Annotated in this window: 16 protein-coding genes; 3 read left to right on the forward strand and 13 right to left on the reverse strand. The window is 71.3% G+C overall.

What is annotated here, in order from left to right:
* Window positions 1–35: 35 nt before the first annotated feature.
* The 9 genes from OHA17_RS07760 to OHA17_RS07800 all read right to left on the reverse strand — a co-directional run bounded on the left by OHA17_RS07760 (window position 36) and on the right by OHA17_RS07800 (window position 8,087).
* The gene (locus tag OHA17_RS07760) at window positions 36–1,034 is read right to left on the reverse strand and encodes a TIGR03842 family LLM class F420-dependent oxidoreductase (protein WP_406505251.1); all 999 of its coding nucleotides are present in this window, start codon (window positions 1,032–1,034) and stop codon (window positions 36–38) included.
* A 7-nt stretch (window positions 1,035–1,041) separates the two neighbouring features.
* Window positions 1,042–2,445, reverse strand: a complete 1,404-nt coding sequence (gene hydA / locus OHA17_RS07765) for a dihydropyrimidinase (RefSeq protein WP_406505253.1) — start codon at window positions 2,443–2,445, stop codon at window positions 1,042–1,044.
* Window positions 2,446–2,504: 59 nt separating this feature from the next.
* The gene (locus OHA17_RS07770; RefSeq protein WP_406505255.1) at window positions 2,505–3,788 is read right to left on the reverse strand and encodes an aspartate aminotransferase family protein; all 1,284 of its coding nucleotides are present in this window, start codon (window positions 3,786–3,788) and stop codon (window positions 2,505–2,507) included.
* Window positions 3,785–4,627 carry a nitrilase-related carbon-nitrogen hydrolase gene (locus OHA17_RS07775; RefSeq protein WP_053730763.1) on the reverse strand — a complete coding sequence of 281 codons (843 nt, stop codon included), beginning with the start codon at window positions 4,625–4,627 and terminating at the stop codon, window positions 3,785–3,787. The genes OHA17_RS07770 and OHA17_RS07775 overlap by 4 nt, the downstream gene beginning before the upstream one ends.
* Window positions 4,628–4,801: 174 nt before the next feature.
* Window positions 4,802–5,302 (reverse strand): HAD family hydrolase, encoded by a 501-nt coding sequence (locus tag OHA17_RS07780; RefSeq protein ID WP_406505257.1) that lies wholly within the window; start codon window positions 5,300–5,302, stop codon window positions 4,802–4,804.
* Between the two features lie 113 nt (window positions 5,303–5,415).
* Entirely contained in the window at window positions 5,416–6,678 is a 1,263-nt protein-coding gene (locus tag OHA17_RS07785) for an alginate lyase family protein (RefSeq protein ID WP_406505259.1), read from the reverse strand.
* 108 nt (window positions 6,679–6,786) lie between these two features.
* Window positions 6,787–7,302, reverse strand: coding sequence for an NUDIX hydrolase (locus OHA17_RS07790; protein ID WP_406505261.1), 516 nt, complete (start codon window positions 7,300–7,302; stop codon window positions 6,787–6,789).
* Window positions 7,299–7,559 carry a helix-turn-helix domain-containing protein gene (locus tag OHA17_RS07795; RefSeq protein ID WP_053730766.1) on the reverse strand — a complete coding sequence of 87 codons (261 nt, stop codon included), beginning with the start codon at window positions 7,557–7,559 and terminating at the stop codon, window positions 7,299–7,301. Before OHA17_RS07795 ends, OHA17_RS07790 begins: the two co-directional genes overlap by 4 nt.
* A 9-nt stretch (window positions 7,560–7,568) precedes the next feature.
* On the reverse strand, window positions 7,569–8,087 hold the full coding sequence (locus OHA17_RS07800; protein WP_406505263.1) for a winged helix-turn-helix transcriptional regulator: 519 nt from the start codon (window positions 8,085–8,087) through the stop codon (window positions 7,569–7,571).
* Between the two features lie 109 nt (window positions 8,088–8,196).
* Between OHA17_RS07800 and OHA17_RS07805 the strand changes: the two genes are divergently transcribed.
* Window positions 8,197–9,366 (forward strand): thiolase family protein, encoded by a 1,170-nt coding sequence (locus OHA17_RS07805; RefSeq protein WP_406505265.1) that lies wholly within the window; start codon window positions 8,197–8,199, stop codon window positions 9,364–9,366.
* 82 nt (window positions 9,367–9,448) lie between these two features.
* On the forward strand, window positions 9,449–10,216 hold the full coding sequence (gene map, locus OHA17_RS07810) for a type I methionyl aminopeptidase (protein WP_406505267.1): 768 nt from the start codon (window positions 9,449–9,451) through the stop codon (window positions 10,214–10,216).
* Window positions 10,217–10,456: 240 nt separating this feature from the next.
* On the opposite strand, the gene OHA17_RS07815 is transcribed toward map, so the two are convergent.
* Complete coding sequence (locus tag OHA17_RS07815; RefSeq protein ID WP_406505269.1) at window positions 10,457–11,137, reverse strand: glycoside hydrolase family 75 protein; 681 nt, start codon at window positions 11,135–11,137, stop codon at window positions 10,457–10,459.
* Between the two features lie 149 nt (window positions 11,138–11,286).
* Window positions 11,287–13,152: a gamma-glutamyltransferase gene (gene ggt, locus OHA17_RS07820; protein ID WP_406505270.1), complete on the reverse strand. Its 1,866-nt coding sequence runs from the start codon at window positions 13,150–13,152 to the stop codon at window positions 11,287–11,289.
* Between the two features lie 103 nt (window positions 13,153–13,255).
* On the opposite strand from ggt, the gene OHA17_RS07825 reads away from it, so the two are divergent.
* Window positions 13,256–13,999, forward strand: a complete 744-nt coding sequence (locus OHA17_RS07825) for a hypothetical protein (protein ID WP_406505272.1) — start codon at window positions 13,256–13,258, stop codon at window positions 13,997–13,999.
* On the opposite strand, the gene OHA17_RS07830 is transcribed toward OHA17_RS07825, so the two are convergent.
* Both OHA17_RS07830 and OHA17_RS07835 read right to left on the reverse strand, forming a co-directional pair.
* On the reverse strand, window positions 13,996–15,228 hold the full coding sequence (locus OHA17_RS07830) for a cytochrome P450 (RefSeq protein WP_406505274.1): 1,233 nt from the start codon (window positions 15,226–15,228) through the stop codon (window positions 13,996–13,998). The two genes, OHA17_RS07825 and OHA17_RS07830, sit on opposite strands and share 4 nt — an antisense overlap.
* Before the next feature lie 38 nt (window positions 15,229–15,266).
* Window positions 15,267–16,040: an alpha/beta fold hydrolase gene (locus OHA17_RS07835; RefSeq protein ID WP_406505276.1), complete on the reverse strand. Its 774-nt coding sequence runs from the start codon at window positions 16,038–16,040 to the stop codon at window positions 15,267–15,269.
* Window positions 16,041–16,046 lie beyond the last annotated feature (6 nt).

Raw genomic sequence — 16,046 nt, forward strand, 5'->3', positions numbered from 1 at the left:
GAACGGGCCGTGCGGATATGGGAGTTGACAGTACGTCAGCGCAGGGCGGGGATGACCTGCTGTCCGTAGGCGTCGATGACTTCCTCGCGGGCGTCGTGCATGGCGTACAGGGCGAACTGGTCCACGCCGAGCCCGCGCAGCGCCTTCAGCTTCTCGATGTGGGCCTGGGGCGGGCCGAGGAGGCAGAAGCGGTCGACGATCTCGTCGGGTACGAAGGCGGTGTCGGGGTTGTCGGTGCGGCCGTGGTGGCTGTAGTCGTAGCCTTGACGCGCCTTGATGTATTCGGTGAGCGCCTCGGGGACGAGGCCGGAGTGTTCGCCGTAGCGGGAGACCAGGTCGGCGACGTGGTTGCCGACCATGCCGCCGAACCAGCGGCACTGCTCGCGGGCGTGCGCGAGGTCGTCGCCGACGTAGGCGGGTGCGGCGACGCAGATCGTGATCGAGGCGGGGTCGCGGCCCGCGTCGGCGGCGGCCTTGCGGACCGCCTTGACCATCCATTCCGTGAGGAACGGGTCGGCGAGCTGGAGGATGAAGCCGTCGGCCTTCTCCCCCGCGAGCGCGAGGGCCTTGGGGCCGTACGCCGCCATCCAGACGGGCAGCTTTCCGTCCTTCACCCAGGGCAGTCGCAGGCGCTGCCCGTCGATGTCGGCCTCGCGGCCCTCGGCGAGGTCGCGGATGACGCCCATCGCCTCGCCGAGCCGGGCCAGGGTGTTGGGCTTGCGGCCCGCCACCCGCATCGCCGAGTCGCCGCGCCCGATGCCGCAGACCGTCCGGTTGCCGTACATGTCGTTCAGGGTGGCGAAGGTGGAGGCGGTGACCTCCCAGGTCCGGGTGCCGGGGTTGGTGACCATCGGGCCGACGGTCATTCTGGTGGTGTGCTCCAGGATGCGGCTGTAGATCACGAAGGGCTCCTGCCAGAGCACCGCCGAGTCGAACGTCCAGCCGTAGCGGAAGCCGTTGCGTTCCGCGCGCCGCATCAGGCCGACGACGGCCGAGGCGGGCGGATCGGTCTGCAGGACGAGTCCGAAGTCCATGGTGCTCCTAGCCGAGGTACTGACAGGTGGCGCGCGGTACGTAGCAGCCGTGCCCGGCCCGTCCGGTGAACTGCCGGTCGTGGATGACGGGTTCGCCCCGCGACAGGACGGTCTCGACGCGGCCGGTGACCCGCCTGCCCTCGTACGCCGAGTAGTCCACGTTCATGTGGTGCGTCTCGGCGGAGATGACCTGCTCGGCGTGCGGATCGTAGATGACGACGTCGGCGTCGGCGCCCGGCGCGATGGTGCCCTTCTTCGGGTAGAGGCCGAACATCCGGGCCGGGGACGCGCAGGCGATCTCGATCCAGCGGCGGCGCGAGATGTGGCCGTCGAGGACGGCCTGGTGCAGCAGGTCCATCCGGTTCTCGACGCCCGGCAGCCCGTTGGGGATCTTGGAGAAGTCGCCCCGGCCCAGCTCCTTCTGCCCCGTGAAGCAGAACGGGCAGTGGTCGGTGGACACCACCTGGAGGTCGTTGGTGCGCAGCCCGCGCCACAGTGCGGCCTGATGTTCCTTGGGGCGCAAGGGAGTTGAGCAGACGTACTTGGCGCCCTCGAAGTCCGGCTCGGCGAGGTTGTCGGTGGACAGGAACAGGTACTGCGGGCAGGTCTCGCCGAAGACCGGGAGCCCCTTGTCGCGGGCGCCGGCCAGTTCGGCGAGCGCCTCCTCGGCCGAGACGTGCACGACGTAGAGCGGGGCGCCCGCGACCCGGGCGAGCTGGATCGCGCGGTGGGTGGCCTCGGCCTCAAGCAGCGCCTTGCGCACCTCGCCGTGGTAGCGGGGGTCGGTCTCGCCACGGGCGAGCGCCTGCTCGACCAGGACGTCGATGGCGATGCCGTTCTCGGCGTGCATCATGATCAGCCCGCCGTTGGCGGCCGAGCGCTGCATCGCGCGCAGGATCTGCCCGTCGTCGCTGTAGAAGACGCCCGGGTACGCCATGAACAGCTTGAAGGAGGTGATGCCTTCCGCGACGAGGAGGTCCATCTCCTTGAGCGATGACTCGTTGACGTCGGAGAGGATCATGTGGAAGCCGTAGTCGATGGCGCACTGGCCGTCCGCCTTGGCGTACCAGGCGTCGAGCCCGGCCCGCAGGGCCTGGCCCTGCGACTGCACGGCGAAGTCGACGATGGTGGTGGTGCCGCCCCAGGCGGCGGCGCGGGTGCCGGTCTCGAAGGTGTCGGAGGCGAAGGTGCCGCCGAAGGGCAGTTCCATGTGGGTGTGGGCGTCGACGCCGCCCGGGATCACGTACTTGCCGGTGGCGTCGATCGTGCGGTCCGCGGTCAAGGCCTGGGCCACGGTCGAGCCGTGGGCCGCCATGGCCGCGATCCGGCCGTCCTCGATCAGTACGTCGGCGTGCGTCTCGTCGGCGGCGGTGATGACCAGGCCGCCACGGATGAGGGTGCGGGTACTCATGGGTGGAGCTCCCTTTCGTACACGTACAAGTACACGTACACGTTCTTCAAATGGCTCAACTACACGGTGTGCAGCGCGCGTTCGAGGATCGCCGCGCCCTCCTCGGCCTCCGCGACGGTGAGCGTGAGGGGTGGTGCGATGCGCAGCACGCTGGTGTCGTGGCCGCCGCCCTTGCCGATGAGGAGGCCGCCTTCGCGGGCGGCTTCGAGGACCGCGGCGGCGGCTTCGGGGTTGGCCTCGTCGGTGCCGGGCTTGACCAGTTCGATGCCGGCCATCAGGCCCCGGCCGCGCACTTCGCGGACGACGGGGAGCTGGGCGCCGATGGCGCGCAGCCGCTCGATGAGCAGTCCGCCGACGCGCCGGGCGTTGCCCTGGAGGTCGTGTTCGAGGAGGTAGGACAGGTTGGCGAGGCCGGCCGCCATGGTGACCGGGGAGCCGCCGAAGGTCGAAATGGAGTTGCTGTCCAGGCAGTTCATGACCTCGGCACGAGCGACGACGCCGCCGATGGACATGCCGTTGCCGATGCCCTTGGCGAAGGTGAGGAGGTCGGGCGGGCCGCTCCGGTCGTGCGCCTGCCAGCCCCAGAAGTGGTCGCCGGTGCGGCCCCAGCCGGTCTGCACCTCGTCGGTGATCCACAGGATGCCGTGCCGGTCGAGGACCTCGCGGAACGCGGCGTACAGGCCGTCGGGCGGCGAGGTGAAGCCGCCGACGCCCTGGATGGGCTCGGCGATCAGCGCGGCCACGTTGCGGGTGTGGCCGAGCAGGTCTTCGAGGTCGGCGACGCAGGCCTCGATGAACTGGCTGTCGCTGAGGTGCGCGTACGGGCCGCGGGCGCGGACTCCGCCGTGCACGTACAGCGTCTGGAGCGGCGACAGGCCGGTCGGGGACCAGGCCTGGTTGCCGGTGATGCCCACGGCGCTGAAAGAGCGGCCGTGGTAGCTGTTGCGCATCGCGAGGATCTGGTTGGAATTGCGGTACGCGGTCGCGAGCAGCAGGGCGGTGTCGTTGGCCTCGGTGCCGGAGGTGGTGAAGAAGACCCGGGCGTCGGGGATGCCCGACAACTGGGCGATGCGCTCGGCGAGTTCGACCATCTGCCGGTTGAGGTAGAGGGTCGAGGTGTGGATGATCCGGCCGGCCTGCTCGGCGACGGCCTTGGTGACCTCGGGCAGCGCGTGGGCGGTCATCGTGGTGAGGATGCCGCCGAAGAAGTCGAGGTACTTGTTTCCGTCGGCGTCCCAGACGTGCCGGCCCTCGCCGTGGGTGATCTCGATGGGCTCCTTGTAGTAGAGCGCGAGCCAGTCCGGCAGGACGGCCCGGTGGCGGTCGTGGAGGCGGCGGTTCACGGCTTCACCAGCCCTTCGTAGGCGTCGGGGCGCCGGTCGCGATAGAACGCCCACTGCTGACGCACTTCCTCGATGAGGCCGAAGTCGAGGTCGCGCACGAGGAGTTCTTCCTCCTTGTCGCTGGCGACGTCGCCGACGAACTGGCCGCGCGGGTCGACGAAGTAGCTCGTCCCGTAGAAGTCGTTGTCGCCGTACTCCTCGCGGCCGACCCGGTTGATGGCGGCGATGAAGTACTCGTTGGCGACCGCGGACGCGGGCTGCTCCAGCTGCCACAGGTACGCGGAGAGGCCGCGCGAGGTGGCCGACGGGTTGTAGACCAACTGGGCGCCGTTCAGGCCGAGTTGGCGCCAGCCCTCGGGGAAGTGGCGGTCGTAGCAGATGTACACGCCGACCCTGCCGACGGCCGTGTCGAAGACCGGCCAGCCCAGGTTGCCCGGCTTGAAGTAGTACTTCTCCCAGAAGCCCTTGACCTGGGGGATGTGGTGCTTGCGGTACTTGCCGAGGTAGCTGCCGTCGGCGTCGATGACGGCGGCGGTGTTGTAGTAGAAGCCCTCGCCCTCGCTCTCGAAGACCGGGACGACGATGACCATCCCGGTCTCGCGGGCGAGTTCCTTCATCCGGGTGACGGTCGGGCCGTCCGGGACGGGTTCGGCCCAGCGGTAGTGCTCGGCCTCCTGCACCTGGCAGAAGTAGGGGGCGTTGAACACCTCCTGGAAACCGATGATCTTCGCACCCTGCCGGGCCGCCTCGCGGGCGTGTTCCTCATGCTTGGCGATCATGGAATCGGTGTCGCCGGTCCAGGTCGCCTGAACCAGTGCGGCGCGCACGACATTGGCCATGAGCTGCTCCTTCGACGGGTCGTCAGCCAGCCAAATCCACACGCGTAGATCCGTGTGTGGATGAGACCGTAAGGCGCGTCACGCACCGTGGCAAGACCATCGCGGTTTCGGCGAGGCTAATTGCGGCGCCACAGGTCAACCCCGGGTGGACGAATCCCCGGACCTGACGCCGTGTCACCTTCGGCGGGGCCCGATGCCCGGGAGGCGGCGCCAGCTGCCGCGCCGGGCGTGACGCAGCAGGACCGGGTCGTCGCCGACCACCACGGGGTGGCCGACCTCGGCGAGCAGCGGCAGGTCCGCCGCCTCGTCCGCGTACGCGTAGCAGCGGGCGGCCAGGATGGCGTGTTCGCGCAGCAGGGCGCGGGCCGCGTACCCCTTGCCCTGGCCGATCATGGGGGCGCCCGGGCGGGAGCAGAGCACGGCGTCGGGGCCGAGGTGCCAGACGACCGGTTCGAGTTCGGCGGCGCTCGCGGGCGAGACGAGCACGACGAGGTGGCCGAGCGCCGCGTGGCCGTGCAGCGCCGCGAGGACCGGCGGGTGCCACAGCCGGCCGAGCGGCCCGGTGGCACCGGCCAGGTCCGGCGCGGCGAGCAGGGTGCCCTCCACGTCGAAGAAGGCGGCGGCGGTGGGCCGCTGCGGGCGGTCGTCGGGCCGGAGGCGGCTGGTCGTGTCCATTGATACGGACCATGCCCAGCCCACCGTGCGGCTCAATCCCCAATCTTCAACGTTCTGTTGAATACGTCCGGAAATCCGCCCGCCCCGGATGCCGCCTGCCCCAGACGCCCGCCCTACACGGCCGTCCCCGGGTTCTCCGCGTGGGTCAGTGTCTCCCAGGCGACGAAGAGGTCGTCGGTGCCGCCGGGGCGCTGCCGCTCGGCGAGCTGCCGCGTCTCGGGCAGCGTCAGGTGCAGCCGGTTCTGGAGGTGGTTGAGCAGGACCTCGACGTCCGGGCCCATGGTCCGCTGGACCTGCCCGCCGCACAGCCAGGCCGGGGCCTCGGCGCCCAACTGGTAATGGGCGTGGAACTCCAGTGCCTCCTTCAGCCGCTGGGCCGTCGGCCCGTACAGGTCGACGCCCTGCTGCCAGGCCGTCTCGGCGATGTGGCCGGAGGCGGCGAGGGAGTACCCGACGTGCATGAAGTTGCGGCAGGTCTCCTGGCCGAGCCCGTCCTTGTACGTGCGCTGGCCGAACCAGTACGTGGCGAGCTTGTCCGGGGTGTTCATCGATCCGCCGGGCGGCGGCTTGGGCAGCTTGCCGTCCGAGGCGAGGTAGAAGTAGGCGGGGACCCGCGCCCGGTAGCGGTCCAGGGCCTCCTTGAAGATCTTGTGGTCCTCGACGAACACGGCGATGCCGATGGCCGCGTCCGTCATCGCGAGTTCCCAATTCCCGTTGTAATCAGGGACTTTGGCGGTCACGGCGGGCAGATACGCCTTGCGCAGCATCCACTTGAAGCGCTGCACGGCCGGGCCCTGCCACTGCGGATAGCCCGCGTGCACGATGTCGGCGGCGCGTGCCCAGGTCGAGCCCGCCCAGGCCGTCTGGAGGTCGGCGTTGCCCTCGGTGTGCCGCTTGATCACCTGTGCCCAGGCGTCCATGATCTCGACGGCTTTCCTGGCGTGGGCCTCGTTGCCGTTGACGGTCCACAGCAGCGCCTGGGTGTACGCGGCGATGGCGTCCTCGCGTTCGGCGAGACACGAGGGCGGCCCCGCGTTCGGCGGGCACGGGACGACCTCGGCGGGGTGCGGGGTGTAGCTGAGCGAGCCGTACCGGCTGGTCCGCATCTCCTCGTACGCCGAGCTCCACGGCTCCTGACCGGCCCGCACCTTCGCCCGCATGGTGTCGAGCTGGCTCTTGCCGACGACGACCCCGGGGTGGTGGAAGACCAGCGTCGCGGGGTTCGCGTGGCCCGCGGCGGAGGCGGAGGAGACATGCGGGCCGGGGGCGCAGGCGGCGAGCAGCGTCAGCACACCGAGGGCGGCCGCCAGCAGCGGACGGCGGCGGGAGGACCGAAACGGATTGAGCACGCTCCAACGGTCGCCCCGGGCACACATCCACGCAGGATCTGTTGCGCCGAACAGGCAGCGCCTTGGCCCCTCGCCGGGTACGGCATCCCGGCGTCCCCCCTCGGCGCGGGTCCGGCCGACGACCTCCGCACGGGTTCAGCCGACGATGTCCGACCCGCCCCGAACAGGTACGTATCCCAGGTCGGCGGGGCGATCACCGGGCGACCAGCCGTCGAGGAGGTCGTGCAGCCGGGGCGGCCAGATCTCCTCGTCGGTACGCCGCAGTTCCTCGGGGGTCCACCAGCGCCAGCCGAGGATGCCGTCCGCGAGGTGATCGGTCGCGGCGTCGGGGCCGAGCTCACGGCGGGGTCCGGGGGCGTCGGCGAGGTATACGTGTTCGTGCTGGCGGACGGGGACCGCGGCGCGGGTGAAGTCGTGGGTCCAGGTGCACAGGAGCGGACCCGGCTCCAGGTCGCTCCAGCCGGTCTCCTCGCGCAGCTCGCGGCGGGCCCCCTCGCGCGGGGACTCCCCCGGGTCGAGGCCGCCGCCGGGCAGTGCCCAGTGAGGCCCGACCTCTTCGTTGTCGTACCGCAGGAGGAACACCGCGCCCAGCGGATCACGCACGACGGTACGGGCCGCCTGCCTCGGCGTGCGGGGCTTCGGCGGTATCACGCGGCCACCGCGGGCGGCATCTCGCAGTCGGTCACGATCTCGTCCATGGACAGGCCGAGGACCGAGGCCAGCGCCGCCACCGTGAAGAACGCGGGGGTCGGGGCGCGGCCCGTCTCGATCTTGCGGAGGGTCTCGGCGGAGAGGCCCGCCGCGGCCGCGATCTCCGTCATGCTGCGCTCGCCCCGCGCCGAACGGAGCAACCGGCCGAGCCGCTCGCCGCGTTCGCGCTCTGCGGGGGTGAGGGGGGTGCGGACCATGCGGCGATTCTAGACCCGGCCGTCGTCACGGCGCCCTTGCTCCGACCAGCCCGGCACCGCGAACCGTACGGCCAGGTCCGCGCGGTGGACCTCCTCGCCGCAGTCGCGGCACGTCACCGCGGGGTCGAGGTCGGCGCCGCACTTGTGGCGCAACACCGTCGGCGGGACCTCGGCGAGGTGGCGGTCGCCCCAGTTCATCAGCATCAGCAGGACCGGGCGCAGCTCCTGTCCGGCCGGGGTCGCGCGGTACTCGAAGCGGGCGGGGCGATCGCTGTAGAGGGTGCGCTCCAGGACGCCGGCCTCGACGAGGGTGCGCAGCCGGGTGGTGAGGATGTCGCGGGGGGCGCCGATGTTCTTGGCGATCGCGTCGAAGCGGTGCACGCCGAAGAAGACCTCGCGCAGCACGAGCAGGGAGTACTTCTCGCCGACCACCGAGAGCGCGTCGGCGATCGAGCACGGCCGGGGGTTCTTGGCCCGCGCGGCGCGGGACGGCTGGGGCTTGTGCTGCGGCTGCTCGGACACGTTCATGGGGCCACCGTAATCGAGTCGGACCTAGTCCGTTGGATTTTCCTACCCACGGAGTTACAGTGAGTCCAGTTTTCCAACCTACTCGTGGGTAGAGCCGAGGGAGCGCATCATGCGTGACGCCGTGATCGTGGAAGCCGTACGCACACCGATCGGCAGGGGAAAGCCGGGCGGGGCCCTGTCGGGGACCCATCCGGTCGAGCTGCTCGCCCACACCCTGCGCGCCCTGGTGGAGCGCAGCGGTGTCGACCCGGCCCTCGTCGACGACGTCATCGGTGGCACGGTGGACCAGGTCGGCGAGCAGGCCATGAACACCACGCGGTACGCCTGGCTGTCGGCGGGCTTCCCGGACTCCGTGCCCGCGACGACGGTCGACCGGCAGTGCGGGTCCTCGCAGCAAGCCGTGCACTTCGCCGCGCAGGGCGTGATCTCCGGGGCGTACGACCTGGTCGTGGCGTGCGGCGTGGAGTCGATGAGCCGGGTGCCGATGTGGTCCAACGTGCCCGCGGGGAAGGACCCGTTCGGGCCGGGCGTCGCCGCGCGCTATCCCGACGGGCTCGTCCCGCAGGGGATCAGCGCCGAGCTCATCGCCGCCAAGTGGTCGATCGGGCGGGACGCGATGGACGAGTTCGCCACGGCCTCGCACCACAAGGCCGCACGCGCCTGGGAGAGCGGCCTGTTCGAGGCGGAGACCGCGCCGATCGCGGGCCTGGTGCGGGACGAGTCCGTACGCCCGGCCACCACCCCCGAGATCCTCGCCGGGCTCAAGCCGTCGTTCGTGGACCCGGCCTTCACCGAGCGCTTCCCTCAGATCGAGTGGTCGGTGACGGCGGGCAACAGCAGCCCGACCAACGACGGGGCATCGGCGGTCCTGATCACGTCCAGCGAGACGGCCGCCCGGCTCGGACTGCGCCCGATCGCCCGGCTGCACAGCTTCGCGGTGACCGGCTCCGACCCGGTCCTGATGCTGACCGGGGTCGTCCCGGCGACCGAGAAGGTGCTGCGCAAGGCCGGGCTCGACCTCGGCGACATCGACCTCTTCGAGGTCAACGAGGCGTTCGCCAGCGTGGTCCTGGCCTGGCAGCAGGAGACCGGCGCCGACCCGGCGAAGGTGAACGTGCACGGCGGCGCGATCGCGCTCGGCCACCCGCTCGGCGCGAGCGGCACCCGGTTGATGACCACGCTGGTGCACGCGATGCGCGAACGCGGAGCGCGCTACGCGCTGCAGACCATGTGCGAGGCAGGCGGCCTCGCCAACGCGACGATCCTGGAGGCCATTTGAGCCGACCCCGACGGAGGCCATTCGGGCCGACCTCGCCGGGGCCGGCACACTCGCCCATTCAAATACCGGTATAGTAATTGGAATGGTGGAGATCAAGAGCGATACCCAGATGGATGCGATGCGCGAGGCGGGCCGTGTGGTGGCCCATGCCCTGGCGGCGGCACGGGAGGCGGCCGACGTCGGCGTGAGCCTCGCCGAACTCGACGCCGCGGCGCGGGAGATCCTGTTCAAGGCGGGCGCCACGTCGCCGTTCCTCGACTATCACCCCGAGTTCGCGCCGGTCCCCTTCCCGGCCACCGCGTGCGTCTCCGTCAACGACGCGATCGTGCACGGCATCCCCGACGGCTACCGGCTGCGCGACGGCGACCTCGTCAGCGTCGACTTCGGGGCGGTCCTCGACGGCTGGGCCGGGGACTCGGCGATCAGCTTCATCGTCGGCCGGGCCAGGCCCGAGGACGCACGCCTCGTCGAGACGGCGTTCCGGGCGCTGGACGCCGGGATCGCGGCGGCGGTCGTCGGCAACCGCATCGGCGACATCGCGCACGCGATCGGGAAGGTCTGCCGGGGCGCGGGCTACGGCATCCCGGACGGGTTCGGCGGCCACGGCATCGGCCGCCACATGCACGAGGACCCGGCCGTCCCCAACGAGGGGCGGGCCGGGCGGGGCATGGTGCTGCGGCACGGGATGGTGCTGGCGATCGAGCCGATGCTGATCGCCGACGGGAGCGATGCGTACTATCCGGCGGCCGACGGGTGGACTCTGCGGGCCCTCAGCGGGGCTCGGGCGGCCCATGCTGAGCACACTGTTGCCATTACCGATGCGGGGCCTCGCGTGCTCACCCTGCCCTAGCGGGGCGGGCTTTTCGCTTCCGCGTGTAGTTGTTCAAGTGCGGGTGATCTGTGGCTTGTCGCGCGGTTCCCCGCGCCCCTAAAAGGCTCGCTGTCGGGTGCGGGTCCGTCGTGGCTGGTCGCGCCCACGCGGCGGAGCCGCATCATGTCGCAGCCCCGCGCCCCCAAAGGTCTGCCGTGGCTGGGCGCGCCCTTGCGGCGGAGCCGCACCATGTCACCGGCCCGCGCCCCTTTCAGGGAATTAATTACTGGCCAGGAATCGCTGGGTCAGATCGTGGCCCAGGGTCGTTGCCGCGCTGTGGCTTTCGATCGGCTTCGACTGGGAGTTCTTGAACAGGATGTACGTGACGCCGGATTCCGCGCCGCCCGTCTTCGGGTTGGGGTCCATGCCGAGCGCCTTGGCCGTCGCGTACGACGCCTCGCCGATCGTGTTGCTCGGGCCCGTGTCGCCCACGACGGCGTACTCGACCTTGTTGCCGTAGATGACGGCGACGACGCCGCCCCCCTTGATGCCGGCCGAGGCGTAGTTCCAGATCGAGCCGGCGCTCGGCACCACCACGTACGGCAGCTGCTCCGCGCTGAGCGGCTTGCCGTTCGACTGGTGGAAGCGGGTGTCGGGCTGGAACCACGGGTCCGTGCTCTCGTTGCAGGCCGCGGTGCTCTGGCCGTCGCAGTCGATGCCGAGGCCGGCCTTCCAGAACACGGCGCCGTCCATGCCGCAGACCGGCACGGCGGGCGCGGCCGAGGGGTCCGTCTTGTACTTGCCGTGGGAGATCTGGGAACAGGTCCCCACCTTGGCGAGGAGTTCGGCCGCCTTGACCGGGCCCTCGGCCGCCGAAGCGGGCGCGGTGGCGGGGAACGTCGCCGCAGCGAGCAGGGCGGCGCCGGATGCCGCGGCGAGGACGAGCCTTCTGGTACGCACCCGGGGACCCTTCTGTCAGAAACGTTTCCTTAGCTATTACGCGCGTGAGCTCCCGCCAACCATGATCGCCAGCCCCGCGCAACAAGAGGCCCATGGTTCCCGGCCGTTCAGGACGGGACCATGGGCCTCACCGGCAACGTCAGCCGGGGTTACTGCTTTCCACTCGGATGGACCACCAGCGCCGAGCCGCCGCCGCGTCGCACCTTCTCGGCCGCGGCGAGCCAGCGTCCGTCCGGCAGCCGCTGCACCCCGGTCGCCGCCCCGATCTCCGGATTCAGCGAGAACGAGTGGCCGAGCGCCTCCAGCCGGGCCCGCAACGGGCTGTTGTAGAGGGCGGGTTCGAGCTCGGTCTGCGCCGCGTTGCGCTGGCTGGCACGCGGTGCCGCGATCGCGTCGACCAGCGGCATCCCCCGGTCCAGATGGTTGATCAACGTCTGGAGGACGGTGGTGATGATGGTCGCGCCGCCCGGCGAGCCGAGCGCGAGCACCGGCTTGTCGTGCTGGTCGAGCACGATCGTCGGCGAGATCGAGGAGCGCGGCCGCTTGCCCGGGCCCGGCAGGTTCGGGTCGTGGACGGCCGGGTTCGCCGGGACGAAGGAGAAGTCGGTCAGCTCGTTGTTGAGCAGGAAGCCCCGGCCGGGCACGGTGATGGCGCTGCCGCCGGTCTGCTCGATGGTAAGCGTGTAGGCGACGACGTTGCCCCACTTGTCGGCGACCGTCAGATGCGTGGTGTTGTCGCCCTCGTACGTGGTCGGCGCGGCCGGCCCCGACGTCCCGCACGCGGTCGGGTGGCTCGGGTCGCCGGGTGCGAGGGGGCTCGTCAGGACCGCGTCGTTCTTGACGAGGCAGGCCCGCGAGTCGGCGAAGCGCTGCGAGAGCAGGCCCTTGGTCGGCACGTTCTCGAACTCCGGGTCACCGACCCAGCGGCCCCGGTCCGCGAACGCGATCCGGCTCGCCTCGATGTAGTGGTGCAGGAACTGCACGTCCGAGGCCTTCGACAGGTCGGTGTTCTCCAGAATGTTGAGTGCCTCGCCCACCGTCGTGCCGCCGGAGGTGGAAGGGGCCATGCCGTAGACGTCGAGCCCGCGGTAGTCGACCTTGGTGGGGGCCTGGAACTTCGCCTCGTACGCGCGCAGGTCCTTCTCGCTCAGGTCGCCGCTGCGCACCTTGCGGGTCGACTTGGGGTCGACGGGCGGCTTGCGGACGGTGCGGACGATGTCGTCGCCGAGGCCGCCCCGGTAGACGGCGTCGACGCCCTTGCGGCCCAACTCCTCGTAGGTGCGCGCCAGATCGGGGTTCTTGAAGGCCGAGCCGACGACCGGGAGCTGCCCGCCCGGCAGGAACAGCTTGGCGGTGTCGGGGAAGTCGGCGAACCGGGCCTGGTTGTCCTTGGTCTGCGAGCGGAAGGTGTCGTCGACGGTGAACCCGTCGCGCGCGAGGCGCTCCGCGGGCTTCAGGAGCGTACGCAGCGACTTGCTGCCCCAGGCGTCCAGGGCCCGGTCCCAGGTGGCCGCGGTGCCCGGGGTGCCGACGCTGAGCCCGCTGGTCACGGCGTCCGCGAAGGGCAGCGGCTTGCCGTTCTCCACGAAGAGCGAGGACGTGGCGGAGGCGGGCGCGGTCTCGCGGCCGTCGAGGGTGTGCACGGAGCGGGAGGCGGCGTCGTAGTAGACGAAGTAGCCACCTCCGCCGATGCCGGAGGAGTACGGCTCGGTGACGCCGAGGGCGGCCGCGGTGGCGACGGCCGCGTCCACGGCGTTGCCGCCGTTCTTGAGGACTTCGAGGCCGGCGGCGGACGCGTCCGCGTCCACGCTGGAGACCGCTCCGCCGTAGCCGACCGCCTCCGGCACCTTGGCCGGGGCCCGGCCGGACCCCGGCCGGACCCCGACCGCCTCCGGCACCTTGGCCGGGGTCCGGCCGGGCGGCGCGGCCGTCGTGGGCGGGGCGGCGGCGACCGAGGCCGCGACGGCGGCCGCCGCGGCGAGGAGGGACAGGGTGCGGGCGGCAGGACGACGCATGCATACCTCCGTAGGCGAACGTCCGCGCAGCGTAACGCCGTCCCGGGGGTCGCGTCATGAGCATGTCGAACAGGGGCGCGAACTCCGGCTAGCATGCCCGCCCATGAATGACGACGTACGCAACATCGTGCTCGGCGTGGTGGCCGCGGGCATAAGCGCCGCCCTGGGCTGGGTCACCCGGAACTACCTCTGGAAGCGCAAACTCCGCCGCAAACAGGCCTTCTTCGGGCTGCCCGACCACTCCGAATGCCTGCTGGTCGTCAACCGCGACGCGGGGCACGACGGTTCGGTGCACCGCTTCGACGTCTTCGCACTGCTCGAACTCTCCTCGCTCATCAAGGACTGCGGGGCGCACGCCCAGATCATCCAGCACGATCTCGCACAGCAGGGCTTCGGCGAGCGCACCGAGTTCTGCCTCGGCGGCCCGTACTCGAACCGGCGGATGGCGGCCCACCTCGCATCGCTCCTGCCCGGCGTGAAGATGAACGTGGACACCGAGCCCAGCCCCGACCGGGGCGCCTTCCAGATCGGCTCGGAGCGCTACCGCCTGGAGGGCGGTGTCGCCGAGTACGTGATCCTCGCCCGGGTGACCGCCGGGCAGAACTCGCGCCCCGTGTTCCTCTTCTGCGGCCAGCGCGCGATCACCAACCAGGCCGCCACCCGCTACCTGGCCCGCAACTCCGAGAAGCTCGCCCGAAAGCACGGCAACAATTCGTTCTGCCTGCTCCTGAAGGTCGTCAACTCGCATGCGTACGGGCCCGATGTGGTGGAGCTCGTCGCCGATGTGACCCGGGCGGCCCAGGAACCGGCCCCGGTGATCCGCACCTCGCACCGGGCGGGCGGTTAACTGACCTTCAGCGGCAGGGACTTGATGCCGTTGATGAAGTTGGAGACGAGCCGGCGCGGCGGGCCCGCGAGTTCGGTGCGGGGCAGCATGCGCAGCGCCTCCTGGTGCAGCACCCTCAGCTGGAGCCGGGCGAAGTGCGCACCCAGGCACACGTGCGGGCCGTCGCCGAACGAGACGTGCGGGTTCGGGGTGCGGGCGAGGTCCAGGCGGTGCGGGTCGGCGAAGACGCGCTCGTCGTGGTTGGCGGAGGCGTGGAAGACGACGACCTTGTCCCCGGCCGCGATGGGCTGCCCGGCGAGGACGGTGGCACGGCCGGCGGTGCGCCTGAACGTCAGCACCGGTGGGTGCCACCGCAGGAGTTCCTCGACGGCCGCCTCCACAACTACCTGACGATCCGTCAATTTTCGCCGCTCATCCGGGTGTTCGGCAAGCACGAGGAAGCCTCCGGGTGCCGCGCCGCGCACGGTGTCGTTGCCCGCCACGGTCAGCAGGAAGAAGAACATCTCCAGCTCGGCGTCGGCGAGTTCGGAGTGGGCGAGCGAGGTCATGATGTCGTCGGCGGGACGCTCGCGCTTGTACGCGGCGAGCTCCTGGGCGTACGCGAACATCTCCGCCAGCATCGCGGGCGAGCGCGGGTTGACCGGCTGCCCGTCGGGGCCGAGGACCGGCGGCTCGTCCGGGTCCTGGTAGGCGATGACGCGCTCGGTCCACTCCAGGAGGAGCCCCCGGTCGCCCGGCGGCACCCCGAGCAAGTCGGTGAGGTTGAGCAGCGCGTAGTCGTCGGTGACGGCGGCGACCAGGTCGAACGCGCCGTCCTCGGCGCCGTCGCGGGCCCCGGCGAGCAGGGCCCGGGCCCGCTCGCGCGCCAAAGCCTCGAAGCGGTCGATCCGGCCCGGCGTGAAGGCGCGGCTGACCAGGCGGCGCAGCTTTCCGTGTGACGGAGGATCCTGGTTGAGCATCATGCGGCGGATGAACGGCAGGTCCGCCGGGTCGGGGTCGCGGATCTGGGTGGCGCCGAGCGCCGAGGAGAAGGTGCCCGCGTCCTTGAGGACCCGTACGACGTCCGCGTGGCGGGTGACCGCCCAGAAGCCGGGGCCGGCCGGCCAGCCGAGCACCTCGGGCTCCGCCTGCCACGCGACCGGGTGGTGGTCGCGCAGCTCGCGGTAGGCGGCGTGCGGCGGCCCGGCCGCGTACAGGCGGGGGTCGAAGACGTCGGGGGTGTCAGCCATGGTGGGCATGGTCAGGCAGGCTCAAGACGTCAGGCGTGTCAGACATGGTCGGCCCGCAGGAAGTCCTCGACCGTGCGGATCAGGTCGAGCGGCGCCTCGTCCATGGCGTGGTGCCCGGCGTGGGGCAGTTCGACGAGCTGGCCCGCCGGGTACCAGCGCAGCCAAGTGGCCCGCAGGAACTGGGCGTTGAGAGCCGGGTCGAGCGCACCCGTCACCGCGAGCGCGGGCACCGGCGAGCCCTCGGTCTCCTCGTGGAAGTCCTCGCCGGACCAGGAGTCGAGCCAGGCGCGGAACGCCTTCGGGTCGCTGCGGTCCACCGAGCGCCGGGTCATCCGGTCCAGCCAGGCGTCGGGGCGGTCGCCGCCGGTGGTGAGGTCGATGATGGCGCGCCGTTTGGCGGGGTGCTCGGCGGCCCCGGTGAACAGTTCGCGGGTCGCCTCGTCCATCGGCATGCCGCTCGCCGGGACGGGCGATATGCCGACCATGCGGCGCACCCGGTCGGGGGCGGCGGCGAGGACCCGCTGGACGACGGCGCCGCCCATCGAGTGCCCGATCAGCGAGAACCGGTGCCAGCCGAGCCGGTCGGCGAGCGCCAGGACGTCCGCGGCGCCCTCGCTCGTGGTGAACGCGCCGGTGGCGTCCCTGGCCTCGCCGTAGCCGCGCAGGTCGACGAAGGCGTAGGTGAAGGCGGCGGCGTCGAGGTCGGGCAGGACGGCCGCGTAGTCGCCGCGGTCGGCGAGCCAGCCGTGCACGGCGACGACCCGGTGGGCGCCGTCGCCGTGGAGGGTGTGGGGCAGCGTGAATGGGGCCATGGGGAC

It is taken from the genome of Streptomyces sp. NBC_00212 (assembly GCF_045206365.1).
GTDB lineage: Bacteria > Actinomycetota > Actinomycetes > Streptomycetales > Streptomycetaceae > Streptomyces.

What these genes read in the sequence shown, in the direction of transcription:
- OHA17_RS07760 (WP_406505251.1), bottom strand. Translation starts at nt 1,034, where the DNA reads ATGGACTTCGGACTCGTCCTGCAGACCGATCCGCCCGCCTCGGCCGTC.
- hydA (WP_406505253.1), bottom strand. Translation starts at nt 2,445, where the DNA reads ATGAGTACCCGCACCCTCATCCGTGGCGGCCTGGTCATCACCGCCGCC.
- OHA17_RS07775 (WP_053730763.1), bottom strand. Translation starts at nt 4,627, where the DNA reads ATGGCCAATGTCGTGCGCGCCGCACTGGTTCAGGCGACCTGGACCGGC.
- OHA17_RS07780 (WP_406505257.1), bottom strand. Translation starts at nt 5,302, where the DNA reads ATGGACACGACCAGCCGCCTCCGGCCCGACGACCGCCCGCAGCGGCCC.
- OHA17_RS07785 (WP_406505259.1), bottom strand. Translation starts at nt 6,678, where the DNA reads ATGTGTGCCCGGGGCGACCGTTGGAGCGTGCTCAATCCGTTTCGGTCC.
- OHA17_RS07795 (WP_053730766.1), bottom strand. Translation starts at nt 7,559, where the DNA reads ATGGTCCGCACCCCCCTCACCCCCGCAGAGCGCGAACGCGGCGAGCGG.
- OHA17_RS07800 (WP_406505263.1), bottom strand. Translation starts at nt 8,087, where the DNA reads ATGAACGTGTCCGAGCAGCCGCAGCACAAGCCCCAGCCGTCCCGCGCC.
- OHA17_RS07805 (WP_406505265.1), top strand. Translation starts at nt 8,197, where the DNA reads ATGCGTGACGCCGTGATCGTGGAAGCCGTACGCACACCGATCGGCAGG.
- map (WP_406505267.1), top strand. Translation starts at nt 9,449, where the DNA reads ATGGTGGAGATCAAGAGCGATACCCAGATGGATGCGATGCGCGAGGCG.
- ggt (WP_406505270.1), bottom strand. Translation starts at nt 13,152, where the DNA reads ATGCGTCGTCCTGCCGCCCGCACCCTGTCCCTCCTCGCCGCGGCGGCC.
- OHA17_RS07825 (WP_406505272.1), top strand. Translation starts at nt 13,256, where the DNA reads ATGAATGACGACGTACGCAACATCGTGCTCGGCGTGGTGGCCGCGGGC.
- OHA17_RS07830 (WP_406505274.1), bottom strand. Translation starts at nt 15,228, where the DNA reads ATGGCTGACACCCCCGACGTCTTCGACCCCCGCCTGTACGCGGCCGGG.
- OHA17_RS07835 (WP_406505276.1), bottom strand. Translation starts at nt 16,040, where the DNA reads ATGGCCCCATTCACGCTGCCCCACACCCTCCACGGCGACGGCGCCCAC.